Origin of the sequence: Halogranum rubrum (assembly GCF_900114455.1) — an archaeon.
In the GTDB taxonomy this organism is placed as follows: Archaea; Halobacteriota; Halobacteria; order Halobacteriales; family Haloferacaceae; genus Halogranum; species Halogranum rubrum.
Genome location: NZ_FOTC01000003.1, coordinates 359,962 through 375,920 on the forward strand (window position 1 = coordinate 359,962; position 15,959 = coordinate 375,920).

A 15,959-nucleotide genomic window follows, 5' to 3' on the forward strand; every position below is an offset into this window, starting at 1 on the left:
GTGTGACACGAGCAGGCATGTGACTCACGTCTTGCGGTTTTGTGAATTCCGAACCGTAGAGTTTTTATAGAACCACAGACAATCATTGCGTGAATATGGCTCAGCGAATGGGTAATCAGCCGATGATTGTACTGTCGGAGGACAGCCAGCGCACCTCCGGGAAAGACGCACAGTCGATGAACATCACTGCTGGGAAGGCCGTCGCCGAGTCCGTTCGGACCACACTCGGCCCGAAAGGCATGGACAAGATGCTCGTCGACTCGTCGGGCGGCGTCGTCGTCACGAACGACGGCGTGACCATCCTCAAGGAGATGGACATCGACCACCCGGCGGCGAACATGATCGTCGAAGTCTCTGAGACGCAGGAGGACGAAGTCGGCGACGGGACGACGACGGCCGTCGTCATCGCCGGTGAACTCCTCGACCAGGCTGAGGAACTCATCGACTCGGACATCCACCCGACGACCCTCGCACAGGGATACCGTCAGGCGGCCGAGAAAGCCAAGGAAGTCCTCGAATCGAAAGCAATCGACGTCACCGAAGACGACCGCGAGACCCTCGTCAAAATCGCCGCGACGGCGATGACCGGCAAGGGCGCGGAGTCGTCCAAAGACCTGCTCGCCGAACTCGTCGTCGACGCCGTGCTGGCCGTCGCCGACGAGGACGGTATCGACACCGAGAACGTCTCCGTCGAGAAGGTCGTCGGTGGCTCCATCGACAACTCCGAACTCGTCGAAGGCGCAGTCATCGACAAAGAGCGCGTCGACGACAACATGCCGTACATGGTCGAGGACGCCAACGTGGCCGTCTTCGACGGCGCACTCGAAGTCAAAGAGACCGAAATCGACGCGGAAGTCAACGTCACGGACCCCGACCAGCTTCAGCAGTTCCTCGACCAAGAGGAGAAACAGCTGAAGGAGATGGTCGACAAGCTCGTCGAGGCCGGTGTGGACGCCGTCTTCGTCGGTGACGGCATCGACGACATGGCCCAGCACTACCTCGCCAAAGAGGGTATCCTGGCCGTTCGCCGTGTCAAGAACAGCGACCTCAAGCGCATCGCCCGCTCCACGGGCGCACGTGTCGTCTCCAACGTCGACGACATCGAAGCCGACGACCTCGGCTTCGCTGGCTCCGTCGCCCAGAAGGACGTCGGCGGCGACGAGCGCATCTTCGTCGAGGACGTCGAGGACGCGAAGGCCGTCACCCTGTTCCTCCGCGGTGGCACCCAGCACGTCGTCGACGAACTCGAGCGCGCTATCGACGACTCGCTCGGCGTGGTCCGCACGACGCTGGAGGACGGCAAAGTCCTGCCCGGCGGCGGCGCACCCGAGACGGAACTCGCCCTCGAACTCCGCGACTTCGCCGACTCCGTCGGTGGGCGCGAGCAGCTCGCCATCGAGGCGTTCGCCGACGCGCTGGAAGTCATCCCGCGCACGCTGGCCGAGAACGCTGGGCTCGACCCCATCGACTCCCTCGTGGACCTCCGTTCGCGCCACGACGGCGGCGAGTTCGGTGCCGGTCTCGACGCCTACACGGGCGACGTCATCGACATGGAGTCCGAAGGTGTCGTCGAACCGCTCCGGGTCAAGACGCAGGCCATCGAGAGCGCCACCGAGGCGGCCGTCATGATCCTCCGCATCGACGACGTCATCGCCGCAGGTGACCTCTCCGGCGGTCAGATCGACCCCGACGACGACGACGACGAGATGCCGCCCGGCGGCGGAATGGGCGGCGGCATGGGCGGTATGGGCGGCATGGGCGGTATGGGCGGCGCGATGTGAGAGAGGTTCAAAAGAACCTCTAAACCGAGCGGGCGCGCCCGCGAGGTGTGGCGCTGAGCCACTAACACCCACCATCCAGTCCGCTTCCGTATCGACTCTCGACCGTCGGCCCGCGTTTGCCGATTCGAATCCGACTTCTTTCGACGCTCGACGCCGAGTGACGACACCGTCGCCGTTCGTTCTGTCGCCGCAACCGGCCCCAAGCCATTCCAGTGAGCCGCGCGGAGATGACGACAGAGTATCACGATGAGCGAGAGCAGACGCACGTTCCTCAAGACCGCAGGCGCATCGGTAGTCGGAGTGGCAGTCGCCGGATGTACCGGGAACTCGTCGGACGGGTCCGACGGGACGACAGAAGCGACGACGACAGCAGACGGGACGGACACTGTTGCCGAGAACGAGACGACGACGGGAGAGTCGTCGACGACTGCGTCGGCAGGCGACGTCAGCGGGTCCGTCGGGTCGGAGTCGAACGCCGACCTGGAACTCACCGAGCACTCGTACTTCCAAGACGGGTCGAACGAGGGTGTCCGCGGGACGGTGACGAACACCAGCGACAAGACGTACTCGCTGGTCGTCGTTCACGTCAACCCCGAGAACGACGAAGCGGAGACGCTCGACCGGTTCGAAGTCGACAGCAGCGAGTCCATCGACACGCTCGAACCGGACGCGACGTGGGACTTCGAAGTCGTCTTCGACGGAGACATCGACTTCACCCAGTACACCATCTGGGCGACGGGTCAGACCGAGGGCAACTCGGGGGAGACGTCGAACGCGACGACGAACGAGACGGCGATGAACGAGACGACGACGGCGAACTGACGACAGACGTCGCTCTCGGTGGTCTCGTTCGGTCGAAACGAAAAGTGGGATGACAGCAGCGTGTTCTCAGTCGCTCAGAGGAACCAGAGGAGCAGACCGATGAGCAACAGAATCAATCCGAGCCCCGACGTCGTCGGTTCGGGGAAGACGAGCAAGATCGCGCCGATGATGATGAGCAGGCTAGCACCACTCGTCGTGCCTCCGACATTTCGTGCCATACCTCGACGTTCGACGGAGAGTCACAAATGTGCTGTGGCCGTGAAGCCGTTCCCTGCGTCGACTTTGAATGCTGGACTGGAGTCACAAGAGATATCGCCGGACGTGTCAAACAGACGAATAGATGGACGACTCGTACGACGCCGTCGTGTACGACCTCGACGGCACGTTAGTTCGACTCGCGGTCGATTGGCAGGCGACAGCGGAGCGTATCAAACCAGTGCTCCGGACACACGGTATCGAGAGCGACGCTGACGACGCCTTGGACCTGCTCCCCGTCGCCGAAGACGCCGGTGTCGCCGACGAAATCGAACCGTATCTCGCCGAGGCAGAGTGCGAGGGTGCCCGCGACTCCGACCGTCTGGCGACGATGGACGAGTTCGTCGACTCGTCGCTTCCGGTCGCAATCTGCTCGCTCAACTGCGAAGCGGCGTGTCGTGAGGCGCTGGAGACTCACGGCATCCCACGAGACGTCGTCGCCGTCGTCGGCCGCGACTCGGTCGACGAGCGAAAACCGCACCCCGAACCGTTGCTCGCCGCCGTCGACGCGTTAGGAACAGAACCCGAGCGGACGCTGTTCGTCGGCGACTCCGACAGCGACGCGGTGACGGCGCGGAGAGCGGGAACGGCGTTTCGGCGGGTGTGAGTCGTCACCGGATACGAGTGCGGGAAGGACTTTGAACACGCTCCGCTCGTCACGTTCGTTCCTCGCAGAAGCGAGCACGATGGGAGTCCCGCGAGCGAACGCAGTGAGCGAGTGGGACTACATCGTGCGAGAGAAGTCGAGTGAAACGAGACTGAACGAGCACGATGGGATTTGAACCACGCCCGAGAACCTGCGCTTTCAGCGCAGAACCTCGGTCTCATACCAATCCCATGGCTGTCGCTTCCTGCTCACTGTCGTTCGCAGAGAAGCGAGCACGATGGGATTTGAACCCACGGCCGTCGGATTAGAAGTCCGACGCTCTATCCAGACTGAGCTACGTGCCCTCACTGAGAGTCACACGGGGCGGTGTAAAAAGGCATGCGGGTTCGTCTCTCCGCACAGCGTACTCCTCGGCCATTCACAGGGCTTAACCTCGCGAGTAGTGTACGGCCACGTAATGAGAGTCATCGGTACCGTCGGACTCCCGGGAAGCGGCAAAGGGGAAGCCGCCGCCGTCGCCCGCGAGGCGGGCATCCCGGTCGTCACGATGGGCGACGTGATTCGACAGGCGTGCCGCGACAGAGGACTCGACCCCGCCGAACACCACGGCGAAATCGCACAGGCACTCCGCGAGGAGGAGGGTCTCGACGCCATCGCCGCCCGCTCGCTCCCCACGATTCGTGAGCACCTCGACGAGGACGGCACCGACGTCGTCCTCGTCGACGGCCTGCGGTCGATGCACGAAGTCGAGCGGTTCCGCGAGGCGTTCGGTGACGACTTCGTCGTCGTCAGCGTCGAAGCCCCCTTCGAGGTTCGCGCCGAGCGACTCGGCGAGCGTGACCGCGACGCCAGCGACGGCGACGTCGAGCGACTCCGTGAACGCGAGGAGCGCGAACTCGGCTTCGGGATGGGCGAGGTGATGGACGACGCCGACGTCGTCGTCGACAACACGAGTTCGTTAGAAGCGTTCAGAACGAAGGTTCGGACGCTCCTCGACGGCGGCCCCGAGGCGCTCACGGAGGGCGAACGATGATCTACAGCGTCGACGTGCGAATCGTCGCGCCGGTCCGCGATACGGAGGTCACGGACCGCGTCGCCGACGCCGTCTCGAACCTCTTTCCGAACGCCGAGTTAGCGCACGAACCGGGCGAACTCGTCGCCGAGACGCACACGCTCGACCCGTTCTCGGACAAACTCCACGAACAGGAGATTCTCGACACCGCCCGCCGTGAGTTCGAGAAGCGCAAGACCGACGAAGGGTTCTCGTTCGCACTGAAGAAGCAGGCCGCGTTCAAAGGCCTCATCAACTTCTCCGTCGGCAACCCCGACGAACTCGGCGACATCGACGTCCACGTCACCGTCCGCGAACCGAGCGTCGACGACTTCATCGCGTACATCGCGCCGCCGACGAAAGACGGCAAACCAGTCGACGCAGACCACCCAGACTATCGCCACGACTGAGTCTCCCGATGCGTGCTCGTAACGCAGTCTCGTTGGGTCTCCAGACCGGCGTCCTCGTCCTCGTCGCGGGAGCGACGGCGGTTGCGACGGGGTCACCGTTTCTCTTTCCGAGCCTCGGTCCCTCGGCGTACGCGCTGGTCACTGCACCCGACGCAGAGACGACAGAGCCTCACCGGGTCGTCGGTGGCCACGCCATCGGCGTCGTCGCGGGTCTGCTGAGTTACCATCTCCTCGCGCGAGGACTGCTCGTGACCGACCTCCCACCCGCCGGGTCGCTCGACCTGACGAGACTCGCCATGAGCGGCGTCGTCGCCGTCGTCGCGACGACGACGGGGATGGTCGCCACCGACCTCCGGCACGCGCCCGCCTGCGCGACGACGCTCATCGTCGCACTGGGCCTCCTGTCGACGCCGTGGGAGGGAGTGACCGTCGTCGCCGCTGTCACGGTCCTCGTCGCCGTCGACGCCGCCGGTCCCTAGCCCGACAACTCACTCGAACAGGTCCCTGTGTCGGGCCGCGAGGTCTGTGTACGCGCCCGAGTGGTGTTCTTCGAAGATTTCGTCGGGGTCGAGCGTCGTCTCCGAGAGCGGGGTGACGATAGCGGGAACGCCGCGGACGAACGACTCGGGCGGAATCTCGTACCCTTCCGGGACGACTGCGCCGGAAGCGACGATGCTTCTCGCGCCGACGGTGACGTTCGAGTTGAGCGTCGCGTTGAAGCCGACGAGTGCACCGTCCTCGACGACGACGTCGTTGAGCACCGCGCCGTGACCGACCATCACCCGGTCGCCGACGACAGAGGCGTGGAGCGTCGCGTTGTCGCCGACGTGGCTCTCGCGGCCGATACGGACCGGACCGACGTCGCCGCGGAGGACGACGCCCGGCCAGACGCTGGCGTCGGCGTCGACGGTCACGTCGCCGACGAGTGTCGCGTCGCGAGCGACGAACGCTTCGTCGCTAATCTGCGGATATTTCCCGTCGAACTCGTAGTGTCGTCTGTCGACCATGTGAGAAGATAACGACTGACACAAGCAAAACCCTTCGTGCGTGAGCGTCCCCAGTCAGGGAAGGAGCAGGATGGCCACAGCAATCGCGATGAACACGACCTTCAATCCCGTGTTCACGGCGACGACCTTCGACCCGAACGAGGGTCCCCAGATGCCGTACTGGAAGGGAATCGAGCGCTTGAACGTCGAGACGGTGAAGGAGACGATACCCCCGACGAGCATCGTCGCGACGGCCTGTCTCGGCGTGAACACCGACCCGACCTGCGGAGCGACAGTCGCTGCACCGACGGTCGTATCGAACGTGAACGCGACGACGACGGGCACTGCCGCACCGGGGAGGCCGAGGAGCGACGTGAGCGGTGTCGCCGCCTGCGTCACCGCCGCGAGGTCAGTCGTCTCGACGACGAGCGTCACGAGTACGTAGACGATGGCCAGTCGCGGGACGATACGTCGCAGTTTCGACCACGTCTGTCCGGCCGCCGTCCGGAGGATGTCGAGTGTCGTCTCGTCGTCGCCGCCGTCAGTCTCGGAGCGACGGGCAGAGACAGCGTCGCCGGGTTCATCTGTCTCGGTGGGTCCGGTGCGTCCGGTGCGTCCGGTGGATTCAGCGGAACCGGCGTCGCTGGCCCCACCGTCGAGGAGGAGCGCACCGGCGAGGACGCCGACGAGCGTGATACAGAGCGCGATAGCCGCCCGTGACCCGACGTAGAGGAGACCGACCTCCAACCCGAGAATCGGGATGAGCACGGGTGCGTAGAAGGTGAAGACGTGTTGGACGAAGCCGAAGAACGTGTTCATCGTCACGGCGACGAGCGTCTCGCCGTCGCTCAACCGACCGGACTCACGGAAGTCTGCGAGCATCCCGTAGCCTGCCGTCGTCGACGCCGCCGTGGTCAGAATGGCGGTGCCGACCTCGTCCGGGAGATTTGCCGGGCGGGTGAGATACTGCGAGAGGACGGCGATGCGTTCGACGAGGCCGAAACCGACGGCGACGTTCGCGAGGAAGACACCCACGGCGATGAACGCCGAGATGCGGGCGACGCGAGGCAACACCTCGAGGAGAACGGGGAGGAGTGACTCGACGAGTGAGACGGCCGACTGCACGCGAGGGCGTCCGAGAGCGACGGCCAAAGCGTCGTCGGTTGGCGGTTATGGCGATTATGGCGATTATGGCGACTACACGAACACCTGCACCGCACCGAACAGTACGAGCACGCCGAGTACGTCACAGGTGTTGGTGACGACGGGCAGAACGACGTCGTCCGGGTCGAGTTCGAATCGGTAGGCGGCGTAGGTCGCTACGAGCGTGACCACGACGGCGAGGACGGCCAGACAGATTCCGCTCGTGAGCGAGACGAGAAGTACCGTCGAGACGGCCAACTGTGTCTCTCCGAGGAGCGTCGTCAAGAGCCACGCGCCGACGCCGATGACCGGAAAGACCGAGACGGCGAGTGCTACCGTCGCGAGGGCGTTTCCGAGGAGTTCGTCGTCTCTCGGCGAGAACGAGAGCGTCCCGAGGTGGAAGGACGTCGAGAGGCGAGCAGCGAGGATACTCCCGAGGTTGCCTGCAGTCCCGATAGTGACGGGGACGAGTACGAGGAGTGACGGATACTGCAACAGCGACCCCTCGAACCCGCCGAGGACGAGTCCGCTTCCGATTTCGACCAGTGTCAGTGCGAGTAAGACGGGCAGCATCGCCCGCGTAATCGCCCGGACGGTCCACTCCGTCGTCACACGACACCTCCGACGAAGAGGACGGTTCGAACCGCGACGAGAAGAAAGAGGATGCCGAAGACGTCACCCGTGGTAGTGACGACCGGACCGACGAGTGTGTCGGGGTTGTAGCCGCGACGGTAGCCCGCGAAGACGACGGTGACGACGACGGCAGTCAGGACGATTCCGGAGAGCAAGCCCGCGACGAGTGCGATGCCCAGTAAAGTGGCGAGTCCGGCGACGTCCCACCCGAGCAACGTGAGGACGAGAAACGCCATCGTCGCGGCGAACAGACTGGCGAGGATGCCGTTGCCGAGGGCGGCGGCGACGGCCGCGTAGAGTCGTCGGTCGGCCTCGGTGACGCGGGGTTCGATGAACCCCTGGTGGAGCGCGGTGGCGATGCGTGCGCCGAGGCTCCCGTAGACGTTGCCACGGGTGGCGAGGAGGGCGGGGACGAGCACGAGGAGACCCGGGACTGCCCGGAGTTCCGCGCGCATCCCACCGAGGACGACGCCGGCGAGGAGGCCACCGAGGAGACTGGCACCGAGTGCCGGTAGCGCCTCACGGTACGCCTCGACTGCGACCTCGCGCACGCTCATGAGCGAACTCACACGTGGCGGCGGCATAAATGGCGGTACAACCGACACACACTGGCACGACCGCGTTGCCGAAAGCAGGTGTGACAGTCAATGCGAAGGACGCCGGTGTTGCTTGCATATTCAAACAGCAGAGGTATGTGTGTGGAGTGTGATACTCTAGTAGAACGAGAGCGACTCGCGATGCGTCCATCCCTGCGATGGGGTCGCGATTTATTATTTTGCTCGCTCGTGCCGTGATTGCACGGTTCGCACTCTGGTTGCACTCGTTCTGTAGCGGCTGGAGTATACACTATGACCGGAATGCCTGCGGATGTCGACGGGAAGTATCAACAAGAGCACTGTGACACGTGCGGTGACGACACACCACACGACGTCACGATGGAGATTCAATCGACGCACACCGACTCTCCCCGAAAAGAGAACCAGAAGTTTGCCAAGTCACCCTGTCGCGTGACCACCTGTACGGTCTGTGACACGGAGACTCGAACGCTGCAACGGTAGGTTCGGCGACTACTCACGGAGCGGTTTTTTACACGAAAGACGGCCAGATAGCTCGCGGAAGGTGGCCTACGTATGCAAGGGCACAGAGAAGGTCCACGGAACGACGAGAGTCGAGAGTAGGAGAAGAGAACGGCGCAGTTAGCCGAACGGGCCGAGTCCGCCACCGCCCATGCCGCCCATCCCGCCGCCGCCACCTTGATTTTCGAGTTTCTTCATCATCCGCTTCATGTCGCCGTCGCCCATGCTCCCGAACTGCTTGAGCGTCCGCTCCATCATCTTGTGCTGTTCGAGCAGTTCGCGGATGGTCTCTTCGTCTTTCCCGCTCCCCTGCGAGATGCGCCGAATCTGCGAGGCACCGATAGACCGTGGGTTCTCCATCTCGGATTCGGTCATCGAGTCCATGATGACCTCGAACGACCGCATCCGGTTCTGCGTGACGTCCATCGCGTCGTCGGGCAGTTGGTCCATCAACCCGCCGCCGAGACCCGGAATCATGTCCATGATCTGGTCGAGCGGTCCCATCTTGTTCATGGCGTCCATCTGCCGTTTCATGTCCTTCAGGGTGAACGACCCCTTCATGATGTCTTCGGGGTTCCAGTCCTCGTCCTCGGCTTGCGTCTCGGCCATCGCGCGCTCGACGCGTTCCGAGAGCTGTTTGAGGTCACCCATCCCGAGCAGTCGGGAGATGAAGCCGTTCGGTTCGAAGCGTTCGATGTCCTGGACCGTCTCACCGGTTCCGAGGAAGGAGATGGACGACCCCGTCTCGTTGACGGCGGTCAGCGCCCCGCCACCTTTCGCGGTCCCGTCGAGTTTCGTGATGACGACGCCGCCGATACCGATGGAGTTGTCGAACTCTTGGGCCTGCTTCTTCGCACCCTGTCCGATTGCGGCGTCGAGGACGAGCAGGTTCAACTCGGGGTTGACGGCCTCCTCTATCTCCTCGATTTCGTCGATGAGGTCCGATTCGAGCGCGTGACGCCCGGCGGTGTCGACGATGTGGACGTCCGCGTCGTCGGTCGCTTCCATCCCCTCGCGGGCGATCTTGACGGGGTCTTCCTCGTCGGGGTCGCCGTAGAACTCGACCTCGGCACGCTCACACATCTGCTTGGCCTGGTCGTACGCGCCGGGTCGGAAGGTGTCGGTCTGGATGACGGCTGGTCGAAGCCCCTTCTTCGAGAACCACCACGCCATCTTGGCGGCGGTGGTCGTCTTCCCCGACCCCTGCAGACCGGCGAGCATGATGGTCTGTGGTTCGAGGGGAATCTCCGTGGAGTCGCCGACGAGTTCGACCATCTCCTCGTAGACGATTTTGAGGATGTGGTCACGAGCGGTGGTCCCACCGGGTGGTTCCTCTTCGAGCGCTCGTTTCTTGATGCTCTTCGAGAGGTCCATCACCAGCGCGACTTCGACGTCGGCTTGGAGGAGCGACCGCTGAATCTCCTTGACGATCTCCTCGACGTCCTCCTTCGAGAGCCGGGATTTTCCCTGTAGCTTGTTGAGGGAGCCACGCAGGGAACTCCCGAGGTCATCGAGTACCATTTGCCGGTCGCTACGCTGTGGAGTCGTTAAAGACTTTGCACCTGTGGTTTGGTCGCGTGTGTTGGTTTTGGGTAGAGTGCAGGAACGCAGCCAAGAAGAACGAACCGTCTGACACCTCCGTCGAGAACACCTCGAAAGCCCACGTGCTCTCGACTCGCGCGCCTCGCTGCGTTCCTCACCTCACCGGGTTCGGTTGCGGTACTTGTCTCCTCGTGCTTCGTCGAGAGCACGTCCCCTTTCAGTCCCACCCACAGCCACTCCCTCCCCAGCCGATTCCTTCGTTCTCTCGCTTCGCTCGGTCACTCAGTCATCCCTCGCATGAGTGATTCGCGCCGATACACGGCGCGAAGCCACGCGCCACGGTTGTAGGTCCCTCGAACCATCGAACCGCTCGCTCCCCGACCTTTATCTCACAGAACGACTCACCTCTCTCTGTGCTCGGTATCGTCCCCGACCTTCAGACGCTCGCACTCTATCTGGGCGCCGCCATCGCGCTCATCCTCGCGCCTGGCCCAGACACGGTGTACGTCCTCACCCGCGGCGTACAGGACCGCACGGCGGGCCTCCAGTCGGCACTCGGCGTCAGTACGGGCGTACTCCTCCACACGCTCGCCGCGGCACTCGGACTCGCTGCCCTCCTCCGAGCGGCACCGACCGCCTACAGCCTCGTGAAGTACGTCGGCGCGGCCTATCTAGTCTACCTCGGCGTCCAAGCGATTCGTAGCGACGAGTTCGCACTCGACGACGAGACGGACCCGTCGAACAGCTACGTCCGCGGCGTCGCCGTCAACGCACTCAACCCGAAAGTCGCGCTGTTCTTCCTCGCCTTTCTGCCGCAGTTCGCCGGGAGTGGGCCGGATGCGACTGCCAGAATGGTGCTCCTCGGCGTCCTCTATGCCGTCGTCACGGCGTGTTACCTCTCGACCGTCGCCCTCGCGTCGAGTCGGGCGCGTCGCGTCGTCGCCACCGACGGCTTCCGGTCGAAACTCCAGTGGGGCGCAGGAACCGTGTTCGTCGCACTCGGCCTCTCCGTCGCCGTCGGCGGTCAGTAGCTCACTCGTTCGCCAGTCGCCAGACGTCGATCTCGTCTCCCGTCTTCGGGTCACGACTGGCGGTAGTGTCGAACGCCTCGCGGATACGTGACTCGGCGGTGTCGAGGTCCATCTCCTCGTCTTCGAGCGCACCGAGGAGCATCGATGCACCCGTTCCGCGAGCAATCGGCGAGTCGCCCAGCGTCCCGCCGTCGCTACCGATCATGCGAATTCGTGCGACGCCGTCCTCGTCGTGCCCGGCGACGACCGCTTCGACAGCTTCGTCTGCCGCAATCGACGAGACGCGCGTCGCCAGCGGGTCGATACCCATCTCACCGCGGTCGGTTCGATACGACCGGACCTCCTGTTCGAACTGGCGGATGAACTCGTCGACGCCGCCCGCAGGACCGACACAGACTGCGCCCACCGCGTCGTCGACGACGACGAGTCGGTCTCGTGACGTACTCTCGACGCGCCCGTGTTGGACGAGCAGTCGGTCGACGGCGAGCAGTGCGCCATCCGTACATTCGATACCGACGATGGTGCTCATACCCGGTTCGACGGACGGGGAGACAAAGAGTGCTGTTGCCGACGCGGACGGGACGGACGCGTCGCTCACGAGTCGAGGAGTGCAGTGAGGAGATGTGGGTGAGAGAGCGAAACCAGTGGGGTGGTGCGTTACTCCTCGTCGGCGAGGAGACTCGACACCAGTTCCTCTGGGTCGAACCGCTCCATGTCGTCGTAGCCCTGTCCCGTCCCGAGGAAGAGGATGGGCTTGCCGGTGACGTAGGCGATAGAGATGGCCGCCCCGCCCTGCGAGTCGGCGTCGGCCTTCGTCAGAATCGCCCCGTCGATTTCGGCCGCTTCGTCGAACTTCTTGGCGCGTTGGACCGCGTCCTGTCCGGCGACTGCCTCGTCGACGAAGAGGGTCATGTCCGGTTCGACGACGCGGTTGATCTTCTCCAACTGGGCCATCAGGTCGTTGCTGGTGTGCAACCGACCGGCCGTATCGCCGAGCACGACGTCGATGTCGTGGGCTTCGGCGTACTCGACGGCGTCGTAGATGACCGCCGCCGGGTCACCGCCCTGTTCGTGGGCGATGAGCTTCCGGTCTAAGTTCTCCGCGTGCTTGCGAATCTGCTCGTTCGCACCGGCACGGTAGGTGTCGCCGTTGGCCATCACCGACGAGAGCCCCTGTTTCTCCAGATACTCCGTCATCTTGGCGATGGACGTCGTCTTGCCGACGCCGTTGACGCCGGTGAAGATGATGACGACCGGTTTGTCGGCCTGTCGGAGTCGCTCGTCGAAGTCGAACTGCCCGACACTGATGACGTCGAGCAGCGCGTCGTAGAGCGCCTCCTGAACGAGTTCCGCGGTCGTGTCGACCTGCTTGCGGGACTCGCCGATCATGCTGTCGCGGATGGTGTCGAGCATCCGCTCGGCGACGTTCATCTCGACGTCGCTTTCGAGGAGCGCCATCTCGAGTGTCCACAGCGGGCCTTCGAGGTCTTCTTCCTCGATGATGATACGCCCGGTGGCCATCGACTTCATCTGCTGCCACCGACTGGTCGAGGACTGTTTCTCGTCTGTCTCCCCGTCGTCCGAAGACGAGTGCCGACGGGCGAACTCCGGAATCTCGTTTTCCTCTTCGTCGTCCGCATCGGCCGACGTCTCGGACGGTTCGGACGCTTCGGAGTCGTCGAGTTCCTCGGGCGACGTGTCTTGGGCGGATGCCACAGCTTCGGCTGGTTCGGCCGCGGACTCCACGTCTCGCTCCTCGTCGACGAGCGTCTCGGTCGAGGCGGCGGCGTCGCTCTCGGCGCTGACGCCGTCTTCGACGTCGGCCGTGTCCGGTTCCGGTTCGGCCGTCGAATCGGCCTCCGATTCTGCAACCGGGTCGGCATCGACCGCGTCGGTGTCGGCGGCTGTGTCCGCAGAGTCGGTCTCGTCGACCGCCTCTCCAGTTTCAGCAGCGTCGACCGCATCGGCCTTTTTGGCTCTTTCAGCCTCTTCGGCCTCTTCGGCTTTCTCCTCTGCGGTCTCCTCGACGTCTTCGCGGAAACTATTGAGCTTCTTCTTCAGTCCGTCGAACATCGGAGCTTACTCGTCGTCGCCTTCTTCCTGCATCTGCTGCATCTGCTGCATCTGCTGTTGCTGCATCTGCTGTTGCATCTGCTGGGCCTGCTGTTCGAGCTCTTGACTCTCCTCTTCGAGACCTTCGACCTCACCGCGGAGTTCGGCGATCTGCTCGTCGAGGTGGTCCTGTCGGCGGTGGAGCGATTCGATAGCGTCGCCCTGCTCTTGTTCGGCCGCGTAGCCGCCGCCGAGCGAGACGATGACTTCGTCGATGTTCTGCACGTCCGCGCGGAGGTACGCGCCGCCACCGAGCGGAACCTGCACCGTCGACCCGGTTTCGAGCGTCTCGATTGCTTCGACGGCCTCGTCGATTTCGCTCTTCTCGTTTTGCAGGTCCTGAATCTCGCCTTCGACCTCGTTGATCTCCTCGTCGAGTGCCTGCAGTTCCTGCGAGAGCTGCTGCATCTGCTGCTGACCGCCACCCATCATGCTGCGGACACCTCCGAGACTTCGACGTGGGTGCGCTTGAGACCGTGCTCACTACCGAACTGCGAGAGCACGTGCTCGTTTGCGACGTTTTCGTTTGCTGCTTCGACCTGTTTCGTGAAAGACTTCCAGCCATCACGGGACCGGAAGCGACCGCTCACAGTAAACTGACTCATAAAATGGGATGCGAGTGCGAGCGGGAAGTATCTTCCTACTCGGAGCTACTCTGTCCCTCAAAAGAGAGGTTAGTCGATGAAGTCGAGCGTGTCTTCGATGCGGCCGAGTTCGGGACCGGTCGTCTCCTCGCCGATGAGGTAGCCAGCGTCGTTGGCGACGAGTCCGGACCCGACGAGCGGCGCACCGTAGTTGACTGTCCCGATGTCCGCGTGCACGTCGAGATGTGCTTCGAGTGCTTCGAGTTCGGGTTCGCGGGACTTGGGGTGACAGAGGACGCCACGGTTGTTTGCGACGGCGGCGGTTCCAACAGTGCGGACACCGCCGAGATCACCGTGTTCGATGGGGACATCGAGCGCCTCCTTCACGGCGTCGACGGCGTCGTCACCGAGGTCCGGGTGGACCCACGCGCCGTAGTCGTTGGCGAGAACGACGTTACCAGCAGCGTTGACACGGCCGGGGAGGCCGACGACCGGGAGGCCAGTGGCGTCGGCGATGCGGTCCTTCTCGCGGTCGGTGGCGCGCCCGGAGACGAGAATTCCGTTCTCGTTCCCAGTCGCGAGTGCACCGACCGTACCGGAGCCGCCGACGTTCGTCTGGACGACCGGAACCTCGAACTCGGATTCGAGGTCAGCGACGAGCTCATCGCTCAAATCGGGGCGAACGAGGACGACGTCGTCGGTCGCACAGGTGAAGACACCGATGTACGACGACCCAGCGAAAGAGGCGCGGAGCACCGTTATTCGGCCGTCTCAGCCTCGACGACCGCTTCGCCGTCCTCTTCGAAGCGTGCAGAGCGCACGCGAAGCTTGCTCGGCGGGCTCTGGCGACCTTTCGACCAGACGGCCTCGTTGATGCTGGGGTCGAGACGAACGTCGCGCTCGTCGACCTTGAAGTGCTTGGCGAGATGCTCGCGAACGAGCTTCATCGCGCGGTCTGCCTGTTTCTGCGACGGTGCGTTCTTCACACCACGGAGCGGAACGGTGACGACACGTTCCTCGAAGTCACTTGCACTCATGGCTTACTCGTCCGTGTTGCTACGCCGCCAGTTACGACGCTTCGGGTTTCGCGTGACTTCCATGTCGGTCTTCATCATGACCCACGCGGGGACGCGACTGTTCTGGCGCTCGAGCTTTGCCAGACGCTTCTTCTTGGCCTTCGATTTCTTACCCATAGTAGGACAGAGTTCCCTTGCGCGCCATAAAGAGTTGTTCCTTTCCCTCGCTCGGCGTCACAGGCCCACACACTGTGTACTGGCCACGATACGCGAATAGTCGGTGACGACAAGACGTGTCTGAAGAGCGTTAGAGACCGAACCGCGTCACCGTCTCGTACTTCGGCCCACTCGACGAGAGCGTACTCTCGGTCAACCGAACCTGTTCGACACGGAACCGACCGAGCGTCGGCGGGTCGTCTCGGACGACTCGCTGAACCATCTCCTTCCCGCGCGCGTCTTTCAGTCGTCCGAGCGTAACGTGCGGCGTAAAGTCGTGGTCCTCGGGGTCGAACCCGATAGCCGTCGTCTCGCGCTCGATTGCCTCGTAGAGACGTGTCATCTCCGCGGTACCGTCGCCGACTCCCACCCAGACGACGCTGATGTAGTCCATGCTCGGAAACACGCCCAGACCAGCCACTTCCGCCTCGAACGGACCGACGTCGGCGTCGTCGACGGCCGTCTCGAGGGCATCTTCGATTTCAGGGATACGCCGCTCGTCAACGTCACCGAGAAACTTCAGCGTGACGTGGGCCTTCTCGGGGTCGACGAGCGTGAGTCCAGGTGTGTCCTGCAAGGGCGCTTGGACCTCGGCGACGGCGTCGGCGAGTGCGTCGGGGAGGTCGATGCTGACGAACAGACGCATGCTGGTGAGTAACGTGGGGAGTGAGCTAAATTCCTGTGGCGAACGGCC

22 protein-coding genes and 1 tRNA gene are annotated in these 15,959 nt (G+C 63.7%); 8 read left to right on the forward strand and 15 right to left on the reverse strand.

What is annotated here, in order from left to right:
• Positions 1-122 precede the first annotated feature (122 nt).
• Positions 123-1,781, forward strand: a complete 1,659-nt coding sequence (gene thsA / locus BM083_RS15805) for a thermosome subunit alpha (RefSeq protein WP_089870454.1) — start codon at positions 123-125, stop codon at positions 1,779-1,781.
• 246 nt (positions 1,782-2,027) lie between these two features.
• Complete coding sequence (locus tag BM083_RS15810; protein WP_089870456.1) at positions 2,028-2,603, forward strand: FxLYD domain-containing protein; 576 nt, start codon at positions 2,028-2,030, stop codon at positions 2,601-2,603.
• A 74-nt stretch (positions 2,604-2,677) separates the two neighbouring features.
• On the opposite strand, the gene BM083_RS23420 is transcribed toward BM083_RS15810, so the two are convergent.
• Positions 2,678-2,821: a hypothetical protein gene (locus tag BM083_RS23420; protein WP_009367035.1), complete on the reverse strand. Its 144-nt coding sequence runs from the start codon at positions 2,819-2,821 to the stop codon at positions 2,678-2,680.
• A gap of 122 nt (positions 2,822-2,943) precedes the next feature.
• Here BM083_RS23420 and BM083_RS15815 point away from each other — a divergent pair, with 122 nt between their 5' ends.
• The gene (locus BM083_RS15815; protein WP_089870457.1) at positions 2,944-3,465 is read left to right on the forward strand and encodes an HAD family hydrolase; all 522 of its coding nucleotides are present in this window, start codon (positions 2,944-2,946) and stop codon (positions 3,463-3,465) included.
• A gap of 269 nt (positions 3,466-3,734) precedes the next feature.
• Here the strand turns inward: BM083_RS15815 and BM083_RS15820 are convergent.
• Positions 3,735-3,809 (reverse strand) — tRNA-Arg (locus BM083_RS15820).
• Positions 3,810-3,922: 113 nt separating this feature from the next.
• On the opposite strand from BM083_RS15820, the gene BM083_RS15825 reads away from it, so the two are divergent.
• The 3 genes from BM083_RS15825 to BM083_RS15835 are packed head-to-tail and all read left to right on the forward strand — an operon-like array spanning position 3,923 to position 5,405.
• A complete protein-coding gene (locus BM083_RS15825; RefSeq protein ID WP_089870459.1) occupies positions 3,923-4,498 on the forward strand; it encodes an AAA family ATPase in 576 nt (191 codons plus the stop codon).
• The gene (locus tag BM083_RS15830; RefSeq protein ID WP_089870461.1) at positions 4,495-4,926 is read left to right on the forward strand and encodes an RNA-binding domain-containing protein; all 432 of its coding nucleotides are present in this window, start codon (positions 4,495-4,497) and stop codon (positions 4,924-4,926) included. Before BM083_RS15825 ends, BM083_RS15830 begins: the two co-directional genes overlap by 4 nt.
• An 8-nt stretch (positions 4,927-4,934) precedes the next feature.
• Positions 4,935-5,405, forward strand: a complete 471-nt coding sequence (locus BM083_RS15835; protein ID WP_009367039.1) for an HPP family protein — start codon at positions 4,935-4,937, stop codon at positions 5,403-5,405.
• Positions 5,406-5,414: 9 nt separating this feature from the next.
• Here the strand turns inward: BM083_RS15835 and BM083_RS15840 are convergent, their stop codons facing one another.
• The 4 genes from BM083_RS15840 to BM083_RS15855 all read right to left on the reverse strand — a co-directional run bounded on the left by BM083_RS15840 (position 5,415) and on the right by BM083_RS15855 (position 8,245).
• Positions 5,415-5,933 carry a gamma carbonic anhydrase family protein gene (locus BM083_RS15840; protein WP_089870463.1) on the reverse strand — a complete coding sequence of 173 codons (519 nt, stop codon included), beginning with the start codon at positions 5,931-5,933 and terminating at the stop codon, positions 5,415-5,417.
• A 54-nt stretch (positions 5,934-5,987) separates the two neighbouring features.
• Positions 5,988-7,037, reverse strand: coding sequence for a nucleoside recognition protein (locus BM083_RS15845; RefSeq protein ID WP_089870465.1), 1,050 nt, complete (start codon positions 7,035-7,037; stop codon positions 5,988-5,990).
• Positions 7,038-7,109: 72 nt separating this feature from the next.
• On the reverse strand, positions 7,110-7,667 hold the full coding sequence (locus BM083_RS15850) for a magnesium transporter (RefSeq protein ID WP_009367042.1): 558 nt from the start codon (positions 7,665-7,667) through the stop codon (positions 7,110-7,112).
• Entirely contained in the window at positions 7,664-8,245 is a 582-nt protein-coding gene (locus BM083_RS15855) for a magnesium transporter (protein WP_089870467.1), read from the reverse strand. Before BM083_RS15855 ends, BM083_RS15850 begins: the two co-directional genes overlap by 4 nt.
• A 291-nt stretch (positions 8,246-8,536) precedes the next feature.
• Here BM083_RS15855 and BM083_RS15860 point away from each other — a divergent pair, with 291 nt between their 5' ends.
• Positions 8,537-8,746: a DUF7835 family putative zinc beta-ribbon protein gene (locus BM083_RS15860; RefSeq protein ID WP_009367044.1), complete on the forward strand. Its 210-nt coding sequence runs from the start codon at positions 8,537-8,539 to the stop codon at positions 8,744-8,746.
• Positions 8,747-8,884: 138 nt separating this feature from the next.
• Here BM083_RS15860 and BM083_RS15865 read toward each other — a convergent pair whose 3' ends face one another.
• A complete protein-coding gene (locus BM083_RS15865) occupies positions 8,885-10,285 on the reverse strand; it encodes a signal recognition particle protein Srp54 (RefSeq protein WP_089870469.1) in 1,401 nt (466 codons plus the stop codon).
• A gap of 434 nt (positions 10,286-10,719) precedes the next feature.
• Between BM083_RS15865 and BM083_RS15870 the strand changes: the two genes are divergently transcribed.
• Complete coding sequence (locus BM083_RS15870; protein WP_089870472.1) at positions 10,720-11,337, forward strand: LysE family translocator; 618 nt, start codon at positions 10,720-10,722, stop codon at positions 11,335-11,337.
• Position 11,338: 1 nt separating this feature from the next.
• Here BM083_RS15870 and BM083_RS15875 read toward each other — a convergent pair whose 3' ends face one another.
• The 8 genes from BM083_RS15875 to thpR form a co-directional block, all read right to left on the reverse strand.
• Positions 11,339-11,866 carry an Ntn hydrolase family protein gene (locus BM083_RS15875; protein WP_143085749.1) on the reverse strand — a complete coding sequence of 176 codons (528 nt, stop codon included), beginning with the start codon at positions 11,864-11,866 and terminating at the stop codon, positions 11,339-11,341.
• A gap of 128 nt (positions 11,867-11,994) precedes the next feature.
• Positions 11,995-13,410, reverse strand: coding sequence for a signal recognition particle-docking protein FtsY (gene ftsY, locus BM083_RS15880; RefSeq protein WP_089870476.1), 1,416 nt, complete (start codon positions 13,408-13,410; stop codon positions 11,995-11,997).
• Between the two features lie 6 nt (positions 13,411-13,416).
• On the reverse strand, positions 13,417-13,878 hold the full coding sequence (gene pfdA, locus BM083_RS15885) for a prefoldin subunit alpha (RefSeq protein ID WP_089870478.1): 462 nt from the start codon (positions 13,876-13,878) through the stop codon (positions 13,417-13,419).
• Positions 13,878-14,054, reverse strand: a complete 177-nt coding sequence (rpl18a, locus tag BM083_RS15890; protein WP_049893718.1) for a 50S ribosomal protein L18Ae — start codon at positions 14,052-14,054, stop codon at positions 13,878-13,880. Before rpl18a ends, pfdA begins: the two co-directional genes overlap by 1 nt.
• 69 nt (positions 14,055-14,123) lie before the next feature.
• Entirely contained in the window at positions 14,124-14,789 is a 666-nt protein-coding gene (locus tag BM083_RS15895; RefSeq protein ID WP_089870480.1) for a translation initiation factor IF-6, read from the reverse strand.
• 2 nt (positions 14,790-14,791) lie between these two features.
• Positions 14,792-15,070: a 50S ribosomal protein L31e gene (locus tag BM083_RS15900; RefSeq protein WP_009367056.1), complete on the reverse strand. Its 279-nt coding sequence runs from the start codon at positions 15,068-15,070 to the stop codon at positions 14,792-14,794.
• Between the two features lie 3 nt (positions 15,071-15,073).
• The gene (locus BM083_RS15905; protein WP_009367057.1) at positions 15,074-15,226 is read right to left on the reverse strand and encodes a 50S ribosomal protein L39e; all 153 of its coding nucleotides are present in this window, start codon (positions 15,224-15,226) and stop codon (positions 15,074-15,076) included.
• A 130-nt stretch (positions 15,227-15,356) separates the two neighbouring features.
• Complete coding sequence (gene thpR / locus BM083_RS15910; RefSeq protein WP_089870482.1) at positions 15,357-15,911, reverse strand: RNA 2',3'-cyclic phosphodiesterase; 555 nt, start codon at positions 15,909-15,911, stop codon at positions 15,357-15,359.
• Between the last annotated feature and the right edge of the window lie 48 nt (positions 15,912-15,959).

What these genes read in the sequence shown, in the direction of transcription:
- thpR (WP_089870482.1), bottom strand. Translation starts at nt 15,911, where the DNA reads ATGCGTCTGTTCGTCAGCATCGACCTCCCCGACGCACTCGCCGACGCC.
- BM083_RS15830 (WP_089870461.1), top strand. Translation starts at nt 4,495, where the DNA reads ATGATCTACAGCGTCGACGTGCGAATCGTCGCGCCGGTCCGCGATACG.
- BM083_RS15835 (WP_009367039.1), top strand. Translation starts at nt 4,935, where the DNA reads ATGCGTGCTCGTAACGCAGTCTCGTTGGGTCTCCAGACCGGCGTCCTC.
- BM083_RS23420 (WP_009367035.1), bottom strand. Translation starts at nt 2,821, where the DNA reads ATGGCACGAAATGTCGGAGGCACGACGAGTGGTGCTAGCCTGCTCATC.
- BM083_RS15810 (WP_089870456.1), top strand. Translation starts at nt 2,028, where the DNA reads ATGAGCGAGAGCAGACGCACGTTCCTCAAGACCGCAGGCGCATCGGTA.
- BM083_RS15855 (WP_089870467.1), bottom strand. Translation starts at nt 8,245, where the DNA reads ATGAGCGTGCGCGAGGTCGCAGTCGAGGCGTACCGTGAGGCGCTACCG.
- BM083_RS15865 (WP_089870469.1), bottom strand. Translation starts at nt 10,285, where the DNA reads ATGGTACTCGATGACCTCGGGAGTTCCCTGCGTGGCTCCCTCAACAAG.
- pfdA (WP_089870478.1), bottom strand. Translation starts at nt 13,878, where the DNA reads ATGGGTGGCGGTCAGCAGCAGATGCAGCAGCTCTCGCAGGAACTGCAG.
- BM083_RS15875 (WP_143085749.1), bottom strand. Translation starts at nt 11,866, where the DNA reads ATGAGCACCATCGTCGGTATCGAATGTACGGATGGCGCACTGCTCGCC.
- BM083_RS15905 (WP_009367057.1), bottom strand. Translation starts at nt 15,226, where the DNA reads ATGGGTAAGAAATCGAAGGCCAAGAAGAAGCGTCTGGCAAAGCTCGAG.
- BM083_RS15825 (WP_089870459.1), top strand. Translation starts at nt 3,923, where the DNA reads ATGAGAGTCATCGGTACCGTCGGACTCCCGGGAAGCGGCAAAGGGGAA.
- ftsY (WP_089870476.1), bottom strand. Translation starts at nt 13,410, where the DNA reads ATGTTCGACGGACTGAAGAAGAAGCTCAATAGTTTCCGCGAAGACGTC.
- thsA (WP_089870454.1), top strand. Translation starts at nt 123, where the DNA reads ATGATTGTACTGTCGGAGGACAGCCAGCGCACCTCCGGGAAAGACGCA.
- rpl18a (WP_049893718.1), bottom strand. Translation starts at nt 14,054, where the DNA reads ATGAGTCAGTTTACTGTGAGCGGTCGCTTCCGGTCCCGTGATGGCTGG.
- BM083_RS15900 (WP_009367056.1), bottom strand. Translation starts at nt 15,070, where the DNA reads ATGAGTGCAAGTGACTTCGAGGAACGTGTCGTCACCGTTCCGCTCCGT.
- BM083_RS15840 (WP_089870463.1), bottom strand. Translation starts at nt 5,933, where the DNA reads ATGGTCGACAGACGACACTACGAGTTCGACGGGAAATATCCGCAGATT.
- BM083_RS15860 (WP_009367044.1), top strand. Translation starts at nt 8,537, where the DNA reads ATGACCGGAATGCCTGCGGATGTCGACGGGAAGTATCAACAAGAGCAC.
- BM083_RS15815 (WP_089870457.1), top strand. Translation starts at nt 2,944, where the DNA reads ATGGACGACTCGTACGACGCCGTCGTGTACGACCTCGACGGCACGTTA.